Here is a 20,470-nt window from a genome sequence, read left to right as displayed (position 1 = left end):
CCTTTACCATATCAATATTTAAAGGTTTTATTAGTTTTCTTTACTTTTTATTTTTGAACTCCTTGGGCGAGCTTCCCTCGATCCGCTTGAATACCTGATAAAAATACGCGTATTCCTTGTAGCCGACCATTTCCCCTACCTCGTTGACTTTATATTTGGGGTCCTTGAGCAGCCGCTTGGCCGCTTTGATTCTCGCCTTAGATAAAATATCGACGAAATTTTCGCCGGTCTCCGTTCTCAGCAAACGGCTCAGATAACCCGAGCTGATGCCAAAATGAGTGCTGATCGAAGTCAGTGTAATAGACTCAGCAAAATGCTCGTGAATATACTCCATAATACTTTTGACTATGAGGCTGTATTCCTTCTCCCCACCTTCGAGCTTGACACGGATCCGGGTTACCAGCTCCGTCATATAATCCGACGCCTCCTTCAGGCTGCCCAGCCGGTATACCTCCTCCAGCAGTTGGTCGATGCTCTTGCCCAGGCCAAGCTCGTCACCTGTCGCATGAAAATAATAACGGGCTGCGGATAAACAAATCTCCGCCAGCAAACCTCTGGCTACCGTAATATTGCCTTCGGCATATATCCCGATTTGCCCAACGATCCGCTTCGTTTCCTCAACCAGCTGTTCCATCGGGATTTGCTCAATGGACTTCTCGAAGCGCTCAATATCCTGCATCACGGAGAATTTGACCTGGGTTCTGGCGGCCTGCTCGCTCTCCGCTGACAAAATCATTTCCTCGCTGCGGAAGAAACCCGAGTCGAGCAGTGCGCTGACCTCTCTGTATGCCTGCTCCAGCTCCTGGGGCAGCCGGTACACGGAGCCAAAGGATGCACGGAATTCGGCTCCTGCCGTTTTCTTCGCCACCCACAGCCATTCGACCGCAGCAGCATTCAATTTCCTTCTAACCTCACGGACAATCGGGACACGGTCGAACTGGCACATCACAATCAGATCGCCACCTTGGTACAGCGTGATCGTGCCCATACCCTCTTTGCGGCAGCATTCGGCGGCTAGCTCGGCCAACGCCTCCCGATTGGCTGGCTTTTCAAAGCGTGGTCCGTTACCAGCCAGAGGCCTGAAAGCCAGCAGGACAAAGCGGCTGTACTCGATACCAAGCTCACTCATCGCCTGCTGCGCATCACGAGCCTCCTCCGTCCCGTTAATTCGCCTCTCCAGCCATTGTCCTCGCAGGGCGGGAAGCGAATGTGAATGTCGCTTCACCAGTCTGGATACCTCGTCGTTCAGCAGCGCCGATTGCCGGAGAACTGATTGTTCCTCCTCGATTTTATCCGCTGCCGCTCGTACTATTCTTGACAGCTCCTGATTATGGATCGGCTTGACGATGAAATCGAACGCCCCGAGCTTAATCGCCTGTTTGGCGTATTCAAACTCCTGGTAGCCTGTGATCAGGATCGTCTTGGCATGCGGTACATGCTCCCGCATCCATTCCGCCAGCTCCAGTCCCGTATGACCCGGCATCTTGATATCGGTGATGACGATGTCCGGCCGCTTCTCTACCAGCAGAGCCAGTCCATCAATACCGTCCTCGGCCTGACCAACAACCTCACAGTCGAGCTCCTCCCATTTGATCGTCTGCACAATAGCTCTGCGAATAATCGGCTTATCGTCAATCACCACGACTGTTTTCTTCAATTGTCTCTACCTCCTTATCCTCCAGTACAGGCAGCCGAATCCGCACCTTGGTTCCCTCGCCAATCTGGCTGCTGATTTCAAGCCCGAACTGCTCTCCATATAACATACGGATCCGCTTATGCACACTGAGCAGTCCGACCCGCGTATGGTTAGGTTTGGCCGCTGCTCCGCCTGCATCCTCTTCCAGCAACGCCTCGACAGTGGCTGCATCCATACCCATTCCGTTGTCCGCCACCTCCAGAAGCAGCGAATCTTTTTCCCTATAGGCCATAATGCCAACAAAGCCTTGTCCCGGCTTCATTTCGATACCGTGCACAATCGAATTCTCCACAAGCGGCTGCAAAATAAATTTGGGTACCCAGCAGTCCATCACATCCGGAGCCATTTCGTAGCCGACCTCGATTTTATCTTCGTACATAATCCGATGTATCTCCAAATACTTCGCTACAAAGGCCACCTCGTCCTTGAGCCCTATCACATCACCCTTCCTGCTAATGCTCTCCCGCAGCAGCGAACCGAGCAGGTACACCATTTCCCCGATCTGCTCGTCGCCCTTCAGCTTGGCAAGACCGTGAATCGTTTCCAATGTATTGTACAGAAAATGCGGATTGAACTGTGCCTGAAGTGTCCTGTATTCCGATTGCAGGGTGCGGTACTCGGCCTGCTGTTTCATCATCTGCTCTTTATATACCGTATTAATAAGCTCATTGATGCGGGTCGTCATCAAGTTGAACCTGTCAGCCAGCAGACCGAATTCATCCCGGCTTTTGGGTACGATCCATCTGGGCGTGAAATCGACGGACAGCTGGCTCATGCTCTGCAGCAGCAAACCTACGTTCTCGGTGATGCGTCTGGATAGAAAGGCCGCCATCACAAAGGCTAGCAGCAGCGCCACAATAAGAATGGTAAACGTCCAAAAACGGATCACTACCGTACCACGGGTCAGCTCATCCACGGAAATAATCTGAATAATTTTCCATTTCTCATAAGGCATCTCCAGAATCGTATATATATAATCCCGGCCGTTCAACTCAAAGGTTGGTTGTTTATCTGCAGTCTGCTCAAACAGCCGCTGCTCGATAAAGTAACGGATCGTGGATTCCATCGGCTCATCCTGGACCAATCGTTCATTGTCCTCGTTAAGGACGAGCACGCTACCCTGCGTAAGCTCGTCCACCGTCGTATAGATACTGCGGATCTGCTCACTGTCGATGCCGACTATAACTGTCCCGGCGTAAGCGCTGCTTTCCCCGCTGTACAGCGACTTGGCCATAAAGACCAGATTCGATCCGCCGGGAAGCCATGAGGCTCGGCCTCGCTTCTCCCTGATAGCGTTTACATTGAAGCCCTTCGGCAGCTTGCTGAGCGTGTTCAGCCCGGCGGAGCGTTCTGCAACATACAGCCGATCCTGCTCATCATAAAACAGGACGGATTGATAATAATTTTGCGACAGCATCAAGCCAGCTATGAAATCGTTCGTGTTACGTCCACGGAACAACGCTTCAACTTCATACTCCTGGCTGCCCACCTCACCAGGGAGATTTAACCGGGACACTTTGAACTGCTGAAACACAAACGTCTCGAAATCGCGTGTCCGCTTATCCAGATTAATGCCCATTTGCTGGCTAAGAAATTGCGAGTAGACGGAGGTATTGCTTTTGATCGTCTTGATCGAGACTTGGTAAATGACGGCGACGACGAGCAGCACGGTGACCAGTATAACAGCAATAAAAGAAAGCAGAAATTTCGTGCGCAGCTTTAAATCGTGAAATCGGGATATCCATCCTATCAACGTGATCACCTGTCGGTTCAATATAGGTTCTTCCCCGAGCATAACACATTCCTTCTCGGCAAACGACAGATGAATGCGTTTTATTCTAAATCTCATTGGTTGCTGCAATTGAACATACACCAAAAAACCGTCCGCGATTGATCATCGGAACGGCCTTTTATATGCTGACTCCTCGGTTTGAACATTATTGAGGTTGCAGCCGTTGTTGAATTCGTGTGTTGTTGAAATAGCACTTACACGCGTCCTACTTTTTATCCACTTGAAGCAGTGAGATATTCTTAATCGAAAAAGTATCCTTAATCTTATCTTCTGTAATGACGTTCAATTTGAGCAGACTGGCGATCTTGGAGGAATCCGCTTTGGAGAGCAAACGCCATACCTCCGGATCAGGCAGCGCTTCGTACAGCTTGCTATCATCGTATTCCTTACGCTCCTGAAGAACAACCTTCACCAAGTAACTTCCAACCTCCAGCTTGGATACGCCGAGCTCCGTGCAATGATTCAAAATATCGCTGCGCAGCTCTGTCAGTTCTTGCTCTATCTCTTTATGCTTTTGCTTCAGTTGGTAATATTGCTTTATTTTCTTGTCCATCGTATTCACGCTCCTCTTTACTACATATTTATGCGGAGGAAATTGATTTAGGACAAGATCATACGGAGTGACTTATGCAGGTTCGTCTCGTGCTTCATTTCTTACCTTTCGTTTCATTGATTTTTTTGGCATGCTTTTTTATTATATCCATTTCTTTGTTCAATTTTTCCATATCTTTGAACATTTTTTGCATACCTTTATTCTCCTGCAGAAATTTGTAACCATACTCCAACAGCTTTAAATTCATGAAACCAACCATCCTCTCATTGATCTTTTTAATCAATATACGTGAGGACAATTCAACGTGCTTCCGCGTATGCAGGGAAACCACATGAAAACACAAAAAAGCCAAGCATAGCTTCAGCTTGACTTTTCAACGTGTCCATGCAGATAAAAGGTGGCTACTTACTCACTATCTGCTCTGCACATCACTACTCAGGATTCACTGGAATATTCGACATTCGCCGTGTCCAGCATGGATTTCCAACTAGCAAAATCCGTTTCCCTTACAACATGCCGATCAAAAAGCTCGTCATGAATGTTATTAATATCTTCTTGTGTCTTTACTTGAAAGTTGCCTTTCTCTAAAAACTCGTCAAAGCTCTTGAAGCTGGAATGCTTGCTCATGAACGATTCATTAAACAATTTGTCTAATGAAACATGGTTCGGGTCTTCCTGAATCGTTTTTTGGCCTTGTAAATCCTTCAGCAGATCCTCAAATGACATTGGCTTTTGCTTTCTCAGAATACCACCCCTAAATCAGTTTTATCGATCCCAGCTACCTTGTTGATAACGGAATCGTTTTTTCACATCGCAATACATAAGGATAACACAAATGCATGCAAAAGACGAAGCGGGATTTTAAAAAGATCGGAGAAATTGATTTAAAGTGTGCTTGAGGATTAATTGCGATAGACTACCCTATTCCCTTTGTACTAGGCTTCTTTGGGCTCTAGTCACAATTCGTTTCGTATCCTTTGTATTGGAGGTCTCCAACCACTTACCACAAATCTGCTGTACCCAATCAGGATTAGTTTTGCTAGCATCATTCAACCAATTGCCTACGGAGTCCTGAACGTATTTGACCGGATCGGATTTAACCGCTTCTAATAGCGAAACTGCCATAGCCGGATTCTCTTTTAACTCAGTAATATGCTTGGCCCACACGCCTTGTGGACGTATCAATTCGATGGCAAATCTCCTGATATTCGCATCTTTATCATATACCCAATCGTTCAAAATAATGAGTGATTTCATTAATTCCTTGGTAATTGATTCTCTTAGAGCCATCCATGCAATCTCGCGCACACCAAAATGGGGATCTGCAGCAAACGAACGAATACATGTCAATTTTTTTCTAAACTTAATCCTCGACTATGCCCAATGATATATGCAGCCCAGCAGCGTACACTGTCTGAAGGATGAGTGGCTAACGCATCGTAGATTCGGGAACGTTTCTCTTCAGATTGGTGATCCATGAGATGAAGCCACTCTTGTGCGATTGCAGGTATTATTTTCATAATCTTCTTTTCGTTCAAATGATTTAGTCTTTGTATGATTGACTCTGACTCTTGCTGCAAACCGAGCTCATCAAAAACGTTGTGCAGCAGTATTATATGATCCACAGCCAGCCATTCGGTTAAATTAACCGTCTGCAATTGCCCCTTCAGCAGTAATTTAACTACTTCATGCGGAATATCGATGATCTTTCTAGCACCTTTCCGCTGTAAAATTGCGTCGGAAAGCAGTACCGCCTTTTCATTTTCCATGGGCTTCCCTCACTTGTATGTTAATAGGGTCAACATATGTATGTATACGATACTTCTTTTTTTTGAAGAAATATGTAATGCAGCTTACAACTCTAAGTTATATTTCTTTCCAAAAGCTTTTCCCGATGGATGTAGATTGTTTTAAATCCTGTCTTAATGAATCCTTCTTTCACAAGCTCTTGTAACGTGACAGTTACCGCTTCTCTTGTTGCACCAACTAAATTAGCGATTTCTTGATGCGAAAGGGGGACATCGATTCGGTAGTACTCATCATTACTTATAAGTCCAAACTGATCCGACAGCTTCATAAGAGCATATAAAATTTTATCGTGTAAATTCCCAAGAGCCAGATTGTGCGTTAATTGACTCATACCGACAATTCGATCACTCAATACTTTTAATAACTGCATCATAAATCGAGGTCGTTGAATTAAAAAACTTTCAAATCTCTCCTTGTTCATCAGACAAATGTGGCTTTCCTCTATCGTTTCAATATAATTATCTCGTGTACCCAATGAAATGATATCCATTTCGCCAAACACATTTCCTTCGTTGAGTATGTCCGAAGTAAACTGCTTACCTTCCGCATTCAGCTTATACAGGCGTACTTTCCCTTTTTTCACAAAATAAAGCCCCTCGGCAAATGTTTCTGGTGTTTGAACAAACGTATTTTTCGGAATAATTGTTATTGAAGTTAATTGATCCATTTCTATTAAGTCTTCCATGGATAGCGAATGAAGCAGATTGAATTGTGATAAGTATTGAATTTTATCCATATTTCCTCCTTTTTATCCTGCCTACGCCGTACAACACTATGAAAATCAACAATAACTTGAAGCTTTAAGTCTCTTCATCGATGCAAGCGAAGCTTTCTCCTACCTGAGCTTAAATCACAAAAGCATCAAGTTGTCGAGCAACGATTCAAACAATCCCCATCAACCTTTGGTGAATCAGAATACGTTCAAAGAATACATTCGGATTTACAGGATGCTCAGACTTGATGCCGTCTCTACGTCACTCCAGCAGTTGTTCTTCGGTGTCGATCTTAAGCACAGCTAGCTCCTTCGTCGTTAGCATACACTTTCCATTTATTGAATCAAACCTCCACTCTATATATAAATTGATCTTGATAAATACTCTCAATTGATGAGATGAGAATATCAATTTTGGTCATTAAATTAAGCATATGTTGTTCTGAAGGTTGACTAGTGAAAATGCTATCGTAGTGAATAGAAAGATATTCAATAGAGTATATTAATAATTCTTGATCCATATCCAATAAGTGTTTCACACCTACGCAGTTCAATAACCCTTCAAAAGGAAAATCTATAGGCAGCAATACATTAGAGTCATTCATATGACAAGCTTTGAGCATCGATGCTATAGCTAAATATGCTGAAGATATACATAACATGTACTTACCTTGATGCAGAAAAAGTCGAGATAGTTCCATACGTTTATGAGACATTTCATGAGAGTAAAGACAATATGATATTAGCTCATAGGATCGTTTTTGCATATTCTTTCCTCCATTCGGTCCTTCATTGCGTAAAATCTCTATTACACTGCTTTTATCTTTGAATATACGAAGACTATAGTCACATATATTTTAACATACTCAATCTGATGTGACTATAGTCCGTAGACTGTTTGTCTCAAAAATAGAAATAATGGCCTCAAGGAGTTGATAACTAGTGAGTATTGAGGTCTTTTTTGGAAAGCACTTGAGAGAAATGAGAGAAGAAAAGAAATTAAGCCAAGAGGAGTTAGCTTTTCTCAGCAATCTTGATCGAACTTATATTAGTCTGTTGGAACGAGCGAAGCGTCGTCCTACTATTAATACGATTTTTGCTTTAGCAAAGCCATTGGATATTACTCCTTCTGAAATGGTTAAAATGATAGAATTAGACTTGGCTAGTGAAATAGGTAGAAGTGATTCTTAATGAAGCGGGCTCGGATAGGGGAAAAGCGAACCATGGAAAGTAAATCCACAGTCCGCGTGGCAATTTAATTTTAATCTTAATAATTTGCTTAAATTACGATAATGCAAAATAAAACTCATCCAATTCTAATATGAATAGGCAGCTTATCAAACCTTCGTTTCTCAAAATAATACTACATGTGTCAGGTTATGCTGCAAATATTTTTCGTATGTTCCAGGCGAAAGACCAAACCAATACATACTGTCTATTTCATAATATTGATTTAGACCTCTCTGAAGATAAATATTCGACGGAACCATTTGCGATGTATTTTTGTACTCTAAAAATACTAATTGTTGCATTCAGAGCCTCAGCCAATCCTCCCATTCTGCTCAACCCATTATGTGAAGTTCTTCTTCTTTTTCAAAGATTATACGCTCTATAGACAAAATACCATCCCCTATTCCTGAAACAATAAATCAACAAAATTATTACGGTAAGCTTCTTTGAAAAATAATTCGTTAACTCCGGCTCTTGCCTGGTAAGCGATATATCGATTAATGATATTCTGAACATAATCTTTTTTTAACACAATTAACTTTTGATACTTGTTTCTTAGCTCTTGCTCATCCATAGATGTAACATTAAAAAAATCCCACTTCACAAATTTTAATGATTTAGATTTATCATTAGGTACACCAATATAAGCGAATCCTGCTTCCTTATTTTCTAGAAGCTTATCTGATGGCTTAACTTCTTTTCCTACAATAAACTTATAGAGATGATCTACTTTCTCTGGCCGATATGTGTCGCAATAAGGCGTTATGCAAAGCATATAATTATTTCCCTCGCCATTTATTCTCCATATACTTCCAGTATCAATTTGATTAGTTGAAGTATGATAATACTTTAATAATTTTGTAAGATAATACGTTTGTTTATGAAAATTGGCAGAAAATTTTAAAGTATCTTTCCTATATTCATCTATTAACATCAATATCAACAGTAAGTCACGAAGTTGCTCCTCACTCAGTTGGTTATTTGTAATGTGTTGTAGTCCTGATTTGAAATTTTCAACAGAATCAAGAGAACCATTTGATAATAGAGCGATTAATCGATCTACAAATACATGATCCTTTAGCAAATTATTAATATTGGTTTTGCTCTTATCTTTGAATTTAATGACACCACTGATACCATTGACCTCATCTTCCGTAATTGGACGCAGTGTTATTGCTGACCTGATATTCTCAAGCTTTACTCCGAACAGAAAATTACTCGCATTCATTTGTGAATGTTGAGTCAATGCATCTGAAAGTAAGGTACTGTCCAAAAATGAAGGAATATCCTCATGTTTGATTTCAGATGAAAGAATTTGGGTAAATAAAACCTTATCAAATGGGGCATTAAATTTATGCATGACATTGCTAATACTCTGTTCCAATCTATGTGCACTATCCATGATATGCAAGGTAATGCTTTTATCCTTTAATAATATATCACCTATAGCGGACATGATTTGAGAAGCTTGTACTTTCTTATCTATGACAAAACCGAATAGAGAATTCCCATTCTCTCCCCCACGTTCTTGAAAAAAGAATGCTTCCTCATCAACAATATCAAAGTGTTTACCAATCTCATCAAGAACATCTTTACAATTTGTTTGAGTGTAAATTACTGCACACTTTAACCCTTTTCGATTAACCATATAATTATTTAGAATTTTAAGGGAGGCAGTACCAGGTATCAAATTAGATCCTGACTTCGCATCCTCTAGATTCCAATCCAACACTAATAATTTTGCTTGGGATAACACAGGAGACAAAAGATTCAACTGGATCTCATCTTTTGTATTTTGGTATTTATATGGGAAAGTAATAATCCCCTCTTTTGTCAACTCGTAAAAAAGTTCAATTGGTTGATTTTCAAAGGGGGTTAATTGAGTCGCTGGCGCAGCTTGTTCCCCAGTTTCAGTATCTATGACATCCAAATCATCAGGAATAAATGCCAGATCGGCGTCTTCAATCTCCGGTAATACTTTGTGTTCATAATCGAGTTGATCATCTATTATAACCGCGTTATCAAAATAATTTTTTACAATTCCAACAACTGTCTCCTGAATACTCATGTTTGTCCATCTCCCATTGATTCATTACTGAATTCGATACAAAAACACGCTCCACCCACAGGATAAATTTCATACCCAGGTTCAACCAAATATAACTTATGCCCTCTGGATGCTAATACATCTTTTGATAAATATAGACCTAATCCCCTTCCTTCCACTTTTTTGGTGAAATATGGGTCGAATATGCGCAATCTATCCTTATTTTCTATCCCAGGCCCTGAGTCATGAATGAATAAACATTTTCCATCAGATGAAGCATAAAAATGAAGCTGTTTTTTTTCACTGTCAAGCAACCAATATATTGCATTTGAAACAAGGTTTACAAGAGGAGTAAAAAGTACAGAATCGGTTTCCCGTATCGTCAAGTTTCCATCGATGTTACAAAATGTTTCAATACCAAATTTCTGAACATCAGAATCAAAATACTCCAGTACATTCTCAATAAATTTTCCTAATTGCAGGTTTTCTTTTCGTGCCCTGACTTGACGATACAAAGGGTTCATTCTCTGATGCATTCTTTCAAGTGAACGAAATGCAGCTCCAGCTTTATCGACAACAGGCAGTATAGCACTATTGGCAAGAGATTTTCGAAGCAATCCCAAATTATCTTGTATTGTCTTGTATAAAGCGTTGAATTCATGGCTTGTTAACTCTGCCGCGAGACCAACTGCCGATAAATCTCGATACATATGTACTTCTTGTTTCAACAGTCCGATGTAAGCATCATCCGAGACCATTATTTCACCATTAACAAATTTTGTCTTCGTTTCTGTCATTAAAGATATTAACTCTTTAATATTATTAAATTTCTCATTTTTATCGCTAGCAAATATAATTGACTGTTGAATCTCTTCTTTTAATACCTCAAACTCGTTCAATAGTTGATTAACTCTTGATTCAACCTCTTGTGCATCCATGATAAAATCAATAGAATTTACAGAATCAAGTGCTTCCTCCATTTCTTTTACTGAAAACTCTGTTTTGCCGAGAACAATTGCCATATTGTTATTGACCTGATTCTTTATTGTTTTTAGGCTGTAATTCAGAGTCTCCTTGCTCACTTTCTCTACCTGCTCTTTAATTTCGTCATAATGTGAATTAATGGTATTATCAATTAGTCGTGGTACCTGCAGCTTAATCCATTGAATGGCATACTCCAAGCGTTCTTGCAAAATCAAAGATGCATCCATTCTTGTTTCATCAAATTTAAAATTGCTTTCAATCGACTCGATTTCTCCTTCAATATTAGTCCTTAAATCTTTTTTTGTCTCAAATAACCGATAATGTAATGAATCGATTTGGTCCATCAACTCAACTGGATGGAAATATCTTAAATTACAGTTTACTTTTAAAACATCCAAACGATCTGTTAACTGAAATAACTCCAGTTTATTCTTGTAAAGTTCATCCTGATCATTACTATCATTGTATCTGGATAGCAGCTTTTCTTTTATCAAAGTTATTTTCCTCGAAATCTCTACTTTAAGATTACTCATTAATGTGTTCAAATCATTATCAAAGATTGAAATTTGATTATGGAGATTCTTAAAGTATTCGTTTTCTTGCTTTTTCTCATTACTTTGTTGCTCTTGAGCCTGACTTTCTTTTTCGCGTTCATTAGCCAGTCTATCAATGCGTATCCCTCTTTTACCCTTATCCTTTGAATTTGTTTCTAAAAAATCTATAGCCCACCATTTAAGCAAGTTTATCGCAACAGCACAAAAAAACTTAAAGGCACTATTTTCAACAAAACCCTCACGGCTAGATTTATCGACTAAGGATGGATTGTTTAATTTACTGATTTCCATATAACCATACATCCTTCGATGGCTAAACAAGTAGTAAGTTATACCTTTTGATCGACGTTCTTCCATCTTTAGGAAATCGTTTCCTGGTTCTCCATATGGCAAGATTCTTAAACCATCTCGAAAGACATAGAGCCCTCCAGAATCATCCAGCTTGTTTATCATCATTTTATGTTTATCCAAAGTAAGTGAAGTATTCCCCGAATTTCCCTCCACAAAAAACCACTTTATATTTACAGGACCAATATCCACATTACTGCTAGTATGTATACCTTTTGTTAAGCGTTCGTTTTTAATATCGTAAACTTGTGTATCCTTCAAATTTTTAATAAAAGCTTGGCCAGTAAAGTGGCCTTTATCGATTGTTCCCTTCAAAGCATAATCATACAGTTCAATGTCATCGGGATTAAACCACGACTTATTAGCTATATCCTCACCATTAATCTGAAGTATTGGTGCAAATTTATTGGTTTCATCTTCCAGTTCCTTGCTATCAAAGAGCTCGATTAGGTTCGTAAATGAGACCAATACGTTCTCAAGACGTAGCCTCCGTTCTTTTCTACTTTCATCCTCAACTTGCGTCGTTATATAATTTTGCCAATCCCAGTCGCTTTCGATATCATTTATGTAAAATAACGTTCCTTTTCCTCTTCTTTCATTCACTCTAAGTCTCTTAATAGCATCATCATTGACATGGAAATTAAGTATTTCTTTCTCGATTTCCTCCCTTTCCTCAGACTCCCACTTTTCAACATCGGAAAGATTTTTCAGTAATTCCTTCTTAATTTCGTCAAGATTATTTTTCAAAAAACCAGAAACTTCCTCGTATGAAGAAAAAGTCCTAGTCGGAAGTTCAATGTCTTCCATGTATAACTTTTCGTTTCTGAATAAATCCCAATGCAAATAGAGCAGAGACCATGTGCCCTGCCCCTTCTTCTTTGAAACAATCAATAACTGATCTCCTAATAAGGAGATTGCCAATCTTCCGATCCCTTTTTCACCAATTTTTATCCGTTTTTTTCCGGTAGGCCTAATATCTTTAATTTCCTTGACTTTCTTTGAATATGTTCCTATTGTGAGCCAATTATCGGTGAGGTCTTTTTCATCCATACCATCCCCATCATCCCATACAACAATTCGGCCTTTTCTTGTGTCGACATCTATTAGTCCTTCTGAAGCATCTGCGTCATAAGCGTTCCGCAATAATTCCGAGATCGCGGTTATTTCATCACGAATTTGTTGTTTTCCCAACAGATCCACAGCTCTGGCTTTAGTTCGAAACCTTGCCATCCATTTAGCCTCCCGAAGCAATTTCTTTAAAACTTATCTGATTCATCATTTCCTGTAATGCTATTTGTTTCATCATTTCCTGCTTTTGTTTATTTTTGATTGCCGAAATTATTGCCAAGCCAAGTGATTTACCAAGCATAGGAGGAACTGCATTACCGATTTGTTGTCTGACCTGTCCCTTATTACCAAAAAACTTATAATTCACCTTGAACCCTTGTAATATAGCTGCTTCCCTTGCAGTAATCGGTCTATTTCGGTAAGGATGTGCAAATCGACCACGAGTGAAATTATCAAAGCCACCTGTTATTGTAGGTGCAGGCTTGTCCGCAGACATTCTTCCGTAGACATCAGGCCACCCCGTCTTCTTTTTGTGGCAAGGTAACTGCAATCTTCTGGGCAAACATTTTCGCCCACTACCCTGAGGGACATAACTGATTCGTTCAATATTTACTTTTGTTATTTTTGGCACTGTGTGATTCGGATAATTGGGATCTGGATACTCCGATCCATCCTCACGTGGCTCTGGAACTCCCTTAAGTGCTTGACCAACTGTAACCCGTATTTTGTGAGTTGCTTTCGGAAATTCGAAACTGATGTTCAAATCCTTACGAACTCCAACCACAATCGTTCTTTTACGCAATTGAGGAACACCAAAATCAGCACAGTTAATCTCTTCAATTTTTATTTCATAATTACCTTCCAACCCTGATTTGAGTAACTCAAGATATGCCTTTCCTCTTTTTTTCTTGAACGTATCAACATTCTCCATCAAGAAAAACATCGGTTCTACCCCTTGAACAAGGCGTATATATTTAATAATTAGCCTATTTCTGCTATCCCCGTTTTCTCCACCCTTAGTTTGCCTGGAGAAGCCTTGGCAAGGTGGCCCTCCCGATAATAATACTAATTCTCCTTTTTTTACACCTGCCCTTTTCAACAGTGTCTCAGCTTTTAACTTTGTGGCATCCTCCACTGCAACCCTTTTTGAGACATTTTCTTTATAAGTATTTATTGCTTGAGCATCATTATCGAAAGCCCACCTCAGGTTAAAACCTGCCTCTTTTAACCCTATCCCTAATCCACCAGCACCACAAAATGTTTCGATACATGTATATTTCACAGCAAAACCTTCCAGTCAAATGTGTTGTTGTTATATATTACTAATCTAACATAATTCACCCCTTCTCGCTTAATCTTTTTAGTATCTTCTAAAATTGATGATCTCTTGAAGTTTACTTCGTGGAACATTAGCAACGAATAGGTCATATTTCACAACTTACCTAGACGTGTCCAATACATTCGATCCTTAACAGAATACTTTACACATGTACCATAGCGTTGTCCTCTAATTTTATAGAAGTTAAATCAGCATTTCATCTTTGTTTATTGCCATAAAGCACCTATATTGGGTTATCCAATAAATCCAATATAGCACATTAGACTTTTATCACATCGATTCTTTACTTATCGTTGTCACCATCTTCCCCTTCTCTCGTCTCTATATGGAAAAAGAGCTCTTACTTTGATAGTGTTGATGGTGCCGAAACACATCAAAACTTCAAAGAAGGCTCTTCTATGACCATTTTACAAGAGTATGGTAGCAATCGTTGAAAGAAGTTGGCACTGCTCATTCACGGCACTTTTATAAACTCACGCCGTCTTTATGTCAGTCCGATAACTCCAAAATCGTTGAAGCAGCAAGCATTCGCGTGCCCGAAAAGACCGTTGAACGAAATCATAAAATGACGTAGAAGATCGATGCGAGCTCTTTATAACTGCGAATATTTTCAACTCTTATAGGGGTACAGCCTCAATAATGACTGAAGGCGATCCGCTCTTCAGCCGCAACGTATAGTACGAAGGACCGAGCGGCGAGGGCTGCATCTCCTCTCCGCATATCGTGCATGAGCGCACCCAATCAGGCAGCTTGACAACCGTGTCCGTATCTCTGTCCGCAATCAGTTCAGCTTGAAACTTGCCCGCTTCCCTATCCCACTCTAAGGAGACCTTACCCGTGTGGAATCTCCAGTCGGCCAGTCGGCCTCGCTTCCATCGTCCAGGCAGCGCAGGCAACAGCTTGACGAGACTCGGCGACACTTGAAGCAGCATCTCTTGGACAGCGTTCACCCAACCCATATTGGCATCGAGCTGAACCGGGGCCGTTGGCATATTCATCGAAACGCCCATCCCCCGCCAGTCGTTGTGCAGCGTGAACAAATTGGGCAGCAGACTCGATCTTGACAAAATGTTAAGACAATCCAGGGAGCTATCACCGTCGTCCAGCCGGGCATAGATTGAAGCCATATGAGCTAGAGACCAGCCGCTTTGTGCCCCAATCTCGCGCCTTCGCACCGCCGATTCGAATGCGCCGAACAAGCCCCAATTGCTCTCTCGCGTCACTTCGTGCCCGGGAAAAACCGGATACAGATGCGACAGATGTCGGTGGGCGTAGCGGTCCTCAAAGGCCGGATGAATCCATTCGCAGACCGCACCGTCCTTATTCACCCGATACGTTGGCAGACGCTCCAGCATTCGGCTCCATTTCTGCGCATCCTCAGGATCGCCGCCGATCGCCCGGTTCGCTTCGATCAGATGCTGCAGCAGCTCCCTCAGGATGGCCACATCCATCGTTGCATTAATCGCTGTAGGCATCGGGTGCGCCAAAGGCTTGCCGTCCGTTGGCATGAAGTTCAGCGGTGTATTCTCGGGCGATACGGAAGGGTACATTTTGTACAATCCGTCCTCGTCCGTCACGAGGAAATCCTCATAAAACTGCAGAGCCTCTCGCATGAACGGGATCGTCATTTCCTGCAGAAACCGCAGGTCCCCGGTAAATCGAAAGTGCTCGTCATAATGACGCGCCAGCCAACCGGCCGCTCCTATCCAGTTCAAGATCACCGGCACAATCTGATTGGGCACGCCGATACCCGGCGTGGAGCCAGCCGGAATATAGATGCCCCGGCAGCCGTACAGCTTGCGCGCGTTATCACGAAAGTCATCCATCAGTCCCTCGTAATAGCGGAACAAGGATGGAACCAATTCGCCCAAACCGCCAACGTGCGCATGCCAGTACATCATCTGGATGTTCTCATTCGCCATGTTATGGCTCCATACCAGCCTGTAATCCCCTCCCCATAGTCCGTACAGGCCGAAGGGCTCAGCCTCCTCCGCAGCGGCGGTGCCGCTCAGGAACAAATATCGGCCATACGCCCACATCTTGCGTACCAGTGACAAAGGCGCCTCTCCCTCATATGCATCCAGCAGCAACCGTTCATTGGAACGCAGATCCTCCTGCTCGTCATCCAAAATCAGAGAAGCGGAACGGTAAAGCGGCCGATGTAACGCGGTATGCCGCTCCAGCAGCCGTTCGTAGGAGGTACAGGCAGCAAGTTCGGCCAGTTCAAGCTTCAGCCGAGCCCAATCCCGTGACCGTTCGCCGAGGACAAACACCTTCACTAGCACTTGTACACGTCTGGCCCCCTCGAACCGGATCATGCCTTCTGCCGCTTCGACGCGGCCTCCTTCTGGAATCACCCGCATTACCGCACCGAAATCATTCCCATCGTCGTTAGTTCCGGCGTACCAGGCATAAGCTTCGTCGGCGCCTGTTTCTACCGACCGCTCCAGTTCCTTGAATTCTGGAGTATCGGCCCAGCGGTCGCTTGGGTGAATAATCAAGCCGATCTCGCCCGTTACAACTGCTTCATCGCGGCCTTCAATCTCGTAGACAACCGCATCATCGGCACGCGAGACAAACAGCTTCCGCTGATACCAGTGAGCTCCGTCCAGCCAACCGACTGTTATTTCACCGCTGTCCATATCCAGCGTCCGGCTGTATTGGCGAAAGGCGCTGCCACAGGGCATGACCAGCTTGATTGCAGCCAAAGGAAACCGGGAGGCAAGCCGCGTCTCGTAGCCGCGTCCTTTTAATGCATCAGCCAACTGCCAGCTGGCCTCGGAATAACGCCCCTCGTCCATCAGCCGCCGGGTCCGCGCAAGCGTATTGCTCACATCCGGCAGTTCATCCTTTCGCCCCCAATGCCACAACCGAGCATGGTTGAGCAGCACTGTCTCCTCCTGTATGCCGCCGAATACGGACGCGCCCAGTATGCCGTTGCCCGAAGGCAGGGCTTCGCGCCACATATTCCGCCACCATGAAGCGGGATAATTCATCACGAGCTTATCTCTGTGCAGTCCGTCCAATTGTTCTGGCATCTCTTCGTGTCTCCTTCTCCTGTTCAAGGCATGAACAGCGGCAAAGCGGTGAAATCGTCCGGGATCTCAACCAAGTATAGGTTCCCATAGCCGTTCTTGTCGCTCGTGAACAGCAGTCGCTTTCCGTCCGCATCAAACCGCGGATGGGCATGCACCTTCTGTGAATGAAAGCTGCAGCGCAGCTCACACAGCATGCGGGGGCCATCATACACACCATCGATCATGCGCCACATACTAAGCGTCTTGACTGCACCTTTGCCATCTACAACCACCTGTCCCAAGCCATCCGCGTACCCATGCCAAGTATCGAAGGCGAATTCCGTCTCTTGCATGCCCGTATTGTCATAACGGATGCTGCCAAAGAAATTGGTACCGTTAGCACGGAAGCCGTGATAGCCGATTGTCACCCCATCCGGATAGAAAAATTCATGTCCGATCTTCTCACCAGGCTCCAGCCGCTCCCGTATTTTCCATACAGTCCCTGTTCGTAGGTTCAGAACCCATATGCGGTGGTCGACCAGCTGCCACGGACCTTCGTGGCAGAACGTCATGAGCCATGGCTTTGTCAGCGACGCATTGATATGAGTGATAAAACGGTTCTTCTCGTATACAATCTCCGAAGCGCCCCCGCGAGCATCAATACGTACGATCCTACTATGGGGAGCAGCCTCCATCAGCTCCCGGTGGCCGACATAACCGTTACCCAGATCAAGCTGAATGCGGTGCGACATATCCTCCTGCACGCAGGTTAAGACGGACAAGCTATCGGCCGTCGCACTGCAATTCCCAAGATGATAGCCCTCCGGCGCTTCATACCATAGCTCCTCCTCCAACGACTGCAGATCCAGCCGGATGAGGCGGCTCCCGATTTTGATGAATACAGCGCTCCCATCCGGCAGCAGGCAGGCATCCAGATAATCGTTGTCCGGGTAATCAGTTAACTGCGTCATTAGGCCGCTTTCCAGGTGCATGCTATACAGATTTGTGCTATTGCCCCTGTCCGAGATAAACAACAGACGCTGTCCGTCGTCATACCACCCGCTCTCTGTAAAATAAAGATGATAGCTATGCGCTTTGTAATCCGTCAGCTGTGTAACCTCAAGCCCTGTCAGCCGATCGATAATCCTCTTCCGTTCTGAGGGCCAGACTGTTCCTTTGGTCATGCTCTCGCCTCCTCTGGCATATTTTGCTTACATAACTTCCCCATTTTCTACAACCACGGCTTCAGGCCTTCCCACTTCACCGACCATCTCCCATTCTGGGGAAAACCAGGGTTATATCCTTGCTGACTGCCGTTCCAGCCGCAAGCCATCATCGCAACGGCAGTCAGCAGCCCGCCGTTGCCCGGCAAGTAAGCCGATAAGCCTGGACGTTGATAATTATGACCATTGGTCAAATAAGTGTTCTTCGTAGCATCCAACAGCAGGAAATCCACCGCAAGATCAGGTTCCCCAAGCCTTGCAGCCGTCATCGCGCACATCGGGAAGTCCCAACCCCAAGCTGAATCCCAATTCCATACGTCCTTGACCTTCAGCAGGGTGTTCAGCATGACCTTACGGTCGATCAGCGTACCCGGCAGGATACCGAGCGCGCCCAGCATAGACGGATGGTCGTGATTTTTGGCTGTGAAGGTGTCCTCACACCGTTCATGGGCAAGATAAACACCGTCCGCCTGCGGGGGCTCGGCCATCGCTTGGGCAACTTTAGCCCATAGCGGATTGGCCGCTACCTGCAGACGCTCTGCCCAGCGTACAGCGATTTCCAGGCCGTACTTCCAATATTCCAGCTCATACGGCGGATTTATACTGTCCTGCATAGAATGGCATTCCTGCGCCGGGATCAGCGGCGGCCCCAGATTATAGACGCACTTCTCTTTATCCGGATGCGCGTACGACACCATGAAATTAGCTGCTTCGAACACCAGGTCGCGGAACCGCTCCAGTGTCACGCGCGTCGGATCGGCTTGATAGCACAGCTCAGCAAGCGCCATCGGATGCGGCTGCTGCCAGATCAGGCCGGGAGCGACTGGTGACGGACAAGGCTGACCGTCAAAACCGACCATCTTGGGCCAGCGCGCTCCTTCATAGCCTTGGGATTGTGCCAGATCACGGGCGATCGGCAAAATCTCACAATACCAATTCATGCTTTTCAACAGGTAGCTCTCTCGGCCCCATAGTGGAAAATGTGCAGCATGCCACCAATGCATCTCCAGATGAGACTTACCGAACCAGCTGTTATACATGAGCCCCGTCTCCTGCGGTGGCAGTGAACCGCCACTATGTACAGCGCACAGATATTGCGACAGCACCACACGGCGCTCCAGCTCATACGCTCTGGGATCGGCGCTTCCGGCGAAATCGATCGCCGCGCCGCTCATCCAGAACCTCTCCCAATGGCTCCTGCTTGCAGCCACGATATTGTCAACAGGTTTCGTCTGCGGTGTCCGAGGGGCAAAGCCGACGGAAAATTCAAGGACCTCGCTCTGTGTGTCAGGCAGCAGCGTGAATTCATGTACACCGGTTCTCTCTATGCGGCCTGCGCTCCATTCCCAGCCTACTTCATAGCTATCCTCGTCCATGCTCCTCTCCAGCAAAGCCCGCTGATCACCCGCCTCGCGTAGCACCGTCCGATGCCTATCGTCATGGCCCCAATCCGGAAACACGGCCTTGGACCATTCGGTATGGGTCATATCGGGCGCAGGGAATTGGATGAACACCAGCAGCCGCCCCTGCCTGATCAACGGCGATTCCACACGTACACCTATGACGTCAGATACCGGATGGGATGCTGTCATCACGCGGATCGGCACATCCTGAACGCAGAATTCGCTGTTAAGAATTCCGGTCCATAAATTCATTTGCTGGCGGATATTCGTTACATCGCCCGCTTGTGCCTCTGCCCCTGATTCCAGCAATATCCGAAAGGAAATGCGGCCAAGCTGCAGGCGATGAGGGTTCTGCCGAAGCCAGTGATAAGCCTCGACCTTGTCCCCCGGTTTCATTGGATACCCAACCGGGCGGCCATTCGTATCCAACATCTGATAGGCGGCATCACTAGCAGTGAACCGTCCGTGCCCGCCCGTGTAATGCCAGCCCCAATTCGATTGTGTGCCGAGCGGTACCTCATACTGTTCCGGGAACGTCTGCAGGCCGGTAATGTCGGCGCTAAAAGCAAACTCCCCGTTACCAACAGAGAAAGGGGACCACGGGTCCCATTTATTCAGTTCCGGTTGATGTCGTTCCACGATCCGTCGTCTGTCCATGGCTCCTCCTTCGAGCTTGAATCGGAGGCTCCTCCTTG

General features: G+C 44.6%; 14 protein-coding genes and 1 pseudogene. 1 reads left to right on the top strand and 14 read right to left on the bottom strand.

Annotated elements, in window-relative coordinates; translation table 11 throughout:
• Positions 1–40: 40 nt before the first annotated feature.
• The 8 genes and pseudogenes from BK127_RS29400 to BK127_RS29370 form a co-directional block, all read right to left on the bottom strand.
• On the bottom strand, positions 41–1,657 hold the full coding sequence (locus tag BK127_RS29400; protein WP_076235678.1) for a response regulator: 1,617 nt from the start codon (positions 1,655–1,657) through the stop codon (positions 41–43).
• Positions 1,632–3,545, bottom strand: coding sequence for a sensor histidine kinase (locus BK127_RS29395; RefSeq protein WP_144026592.1), 1,914 nt, complete (start codon positions 3,543–3,545; stop codon positions 1,632–1,634). Before BK127_RS29395 ends, BK127_RS29400 begins: the two co-directional genes overlap by 26 nt.
• Positions 3,546–3,693: 148 nt before the next feature.
• Positions 3,694–4,041 (bottom strand): hypothetical protein, encoded by a 348-nt coding sequence (locus BK127_RS29390; protein WP_076235676.1) that lies wholly within the window; start codon positions 4,039–4,041, stop codon positions 3,694–3,696.
• A 94-nt stretch (positions 4,042–4,135) separates the two neighbouring features.
• A complete protein-coding gene (locus tag BK127_RS43975; RefSeq protein ID WP_179097648.1) occupies positions 4,136–4,288 on the bottom strand; it encodes a hypothetical protein in 153 nt (50 codons plus the stop codon).
• Between the two features lie 188 nt (positions 4,289–4,476).
• On the bottom strand, positions 4,477–4,767 hold the full coding sequence (locus tag BK127_RS29385) for a hypothetical protein (RefSeq protein ID WP_076235675.1): 291 nt from the start codon (positions 4,765–4,767) through the stop codon (positions 4,477–4,479).
• A 195-nt stretch (positions 4,768–4,962) separates the two neighbouring features.
• Positions 4,963–5,774, bottom strand: a pseudogene (locus BK127_RS29380) (DNA alkylation repair protein).
• Between the two features lie 128 nt (positions 5,775–5,902).
• Entirely contained in the window at positions 5,903–6,586 is a 684-nt protein-coding gene (locus BK127_RS29375; RefSeq protein WP_076235674.1) for a Crp/Fnr family transcriptional regulator, read from the bottom strand.
• 320 nt (positions 6,587–6,906) lie between these two features.
• Positions 6,907–7,329 carry a hypothetical protein gene (locus BK127_RS29370; protein ID WP_076235673.1) on the bottom strand — a complete coding sequence of 141 codons (423 nt, stop codon included), beginning with the start codon at positions 7,327–7,329 and terminating at the stop codon, positions 6,907–6,909.
• Between the two features lie 175 nt (positions 7,330–7,504).
• On the opposite strand from BK127_RS29370, the gene BK127_RS29365 reads away from it, so the two are divergent.
• Complete coding sequence (locus BK127_RS29365; protein ID WP_076235672.1) at positions 7,505–7,753, top strand: helix-turn-helix domain-containing protein; 249 nt, start codon at positions 7,505–7,507, stop codon at positions 7,751–7,753.
• A 439-nt stretch (positions 7,754–8,192) separates the two neighbouring features.
• Here the strand turns inward: BK127_RS29365 and BK127_RS29360 are convergent, their stop codons facing one another.
• From BK127_RS29360 to BK127_RS29335, 6 genes are all read right to left on the bottom strand, one after another.
• Positions 8,193–9,860 carry a response regulator receiver domain gene (locus tag BK127_RS29360; protein ID WP_076235671.1) on the bottom strand — a complete coding sequence of 556 codons (1,668 nt, stop codon included), beginning with the start codon at positions 9,858–9,860 and terminating at the stop codon, positions 8,193–8,195.
• Entirely contained in the window at positions 9,857–12,955 is a 3,099-nt protein-coding gene (locus BK127_RS29355; RefSeq protein ID WP_076235670.1) for an ATP-binding protein, read from the bottom strand. The genes BK127_RS29360 and BK127_RS29355 overlap by 4 nt, the downstream gene beginning before the upstream one ends.
• A 4-nt stretch (positions 12,956–12,959) precedes the next feature.
• On the bottom strand, positions 12,960–14,075 hold the full coding sequence (locus BK127_RS29350; protein ID WP_076235669.1) for a DNA cytosine methyltransferase: 1,116 nt from the start codon (positions 14,073–14,075) through the stop codon (positions 12,960–12,962).
• A gap of 674 nt (positions 14,076–14,749) precedes the next feature.
• Positions 14,750–17,128, bottom strand: a complete 2,379-nt coding sequence (locus tag BK127_RS29345) for a glycosyl hydrolase family 95 catalytic domain-containing protein (RefSeq protein WP_076235692.1) — start codon at positions 17,126–17,128, stop codon at positions 14,750–14,752.
• 65 nt (positions 17,129–17,193) lie between these two features.
• The gene (locus tag BK127_RS29340; RefSeq protein ID WP_076235668.1) at positions 17,194–18,333 is read right to left on the bottom strand and encodes an oligogalacturonate lyase family protein; all 1,140 of its coding nucleotides are present in this window, start codon (positions 18,331–18,333) and stop codon (positions 17,194–17,196) included.
• Between the two features lie 47 nt (positions 18,334–18,380).
• Entirely contained in the window at positions 18,381–20,432 is a 2,052-nt protein-coding gene (locus BK127_RS29335) for a glycoside hydrolase family 65 (RefSeq protein ID WP_076235667.1), read from the bottom strand.
• Positions 20,433–20,470 lie beyond the last annotated feature (38 nt).

This window comes from Paenibacillus sp. FSL H7-0331 (assembly GCF_001956045.1).
Note: the sequence above shows the minus strand (reverse complement) of the source record. Positions and strands in the feature narration are given on the sequence as shown.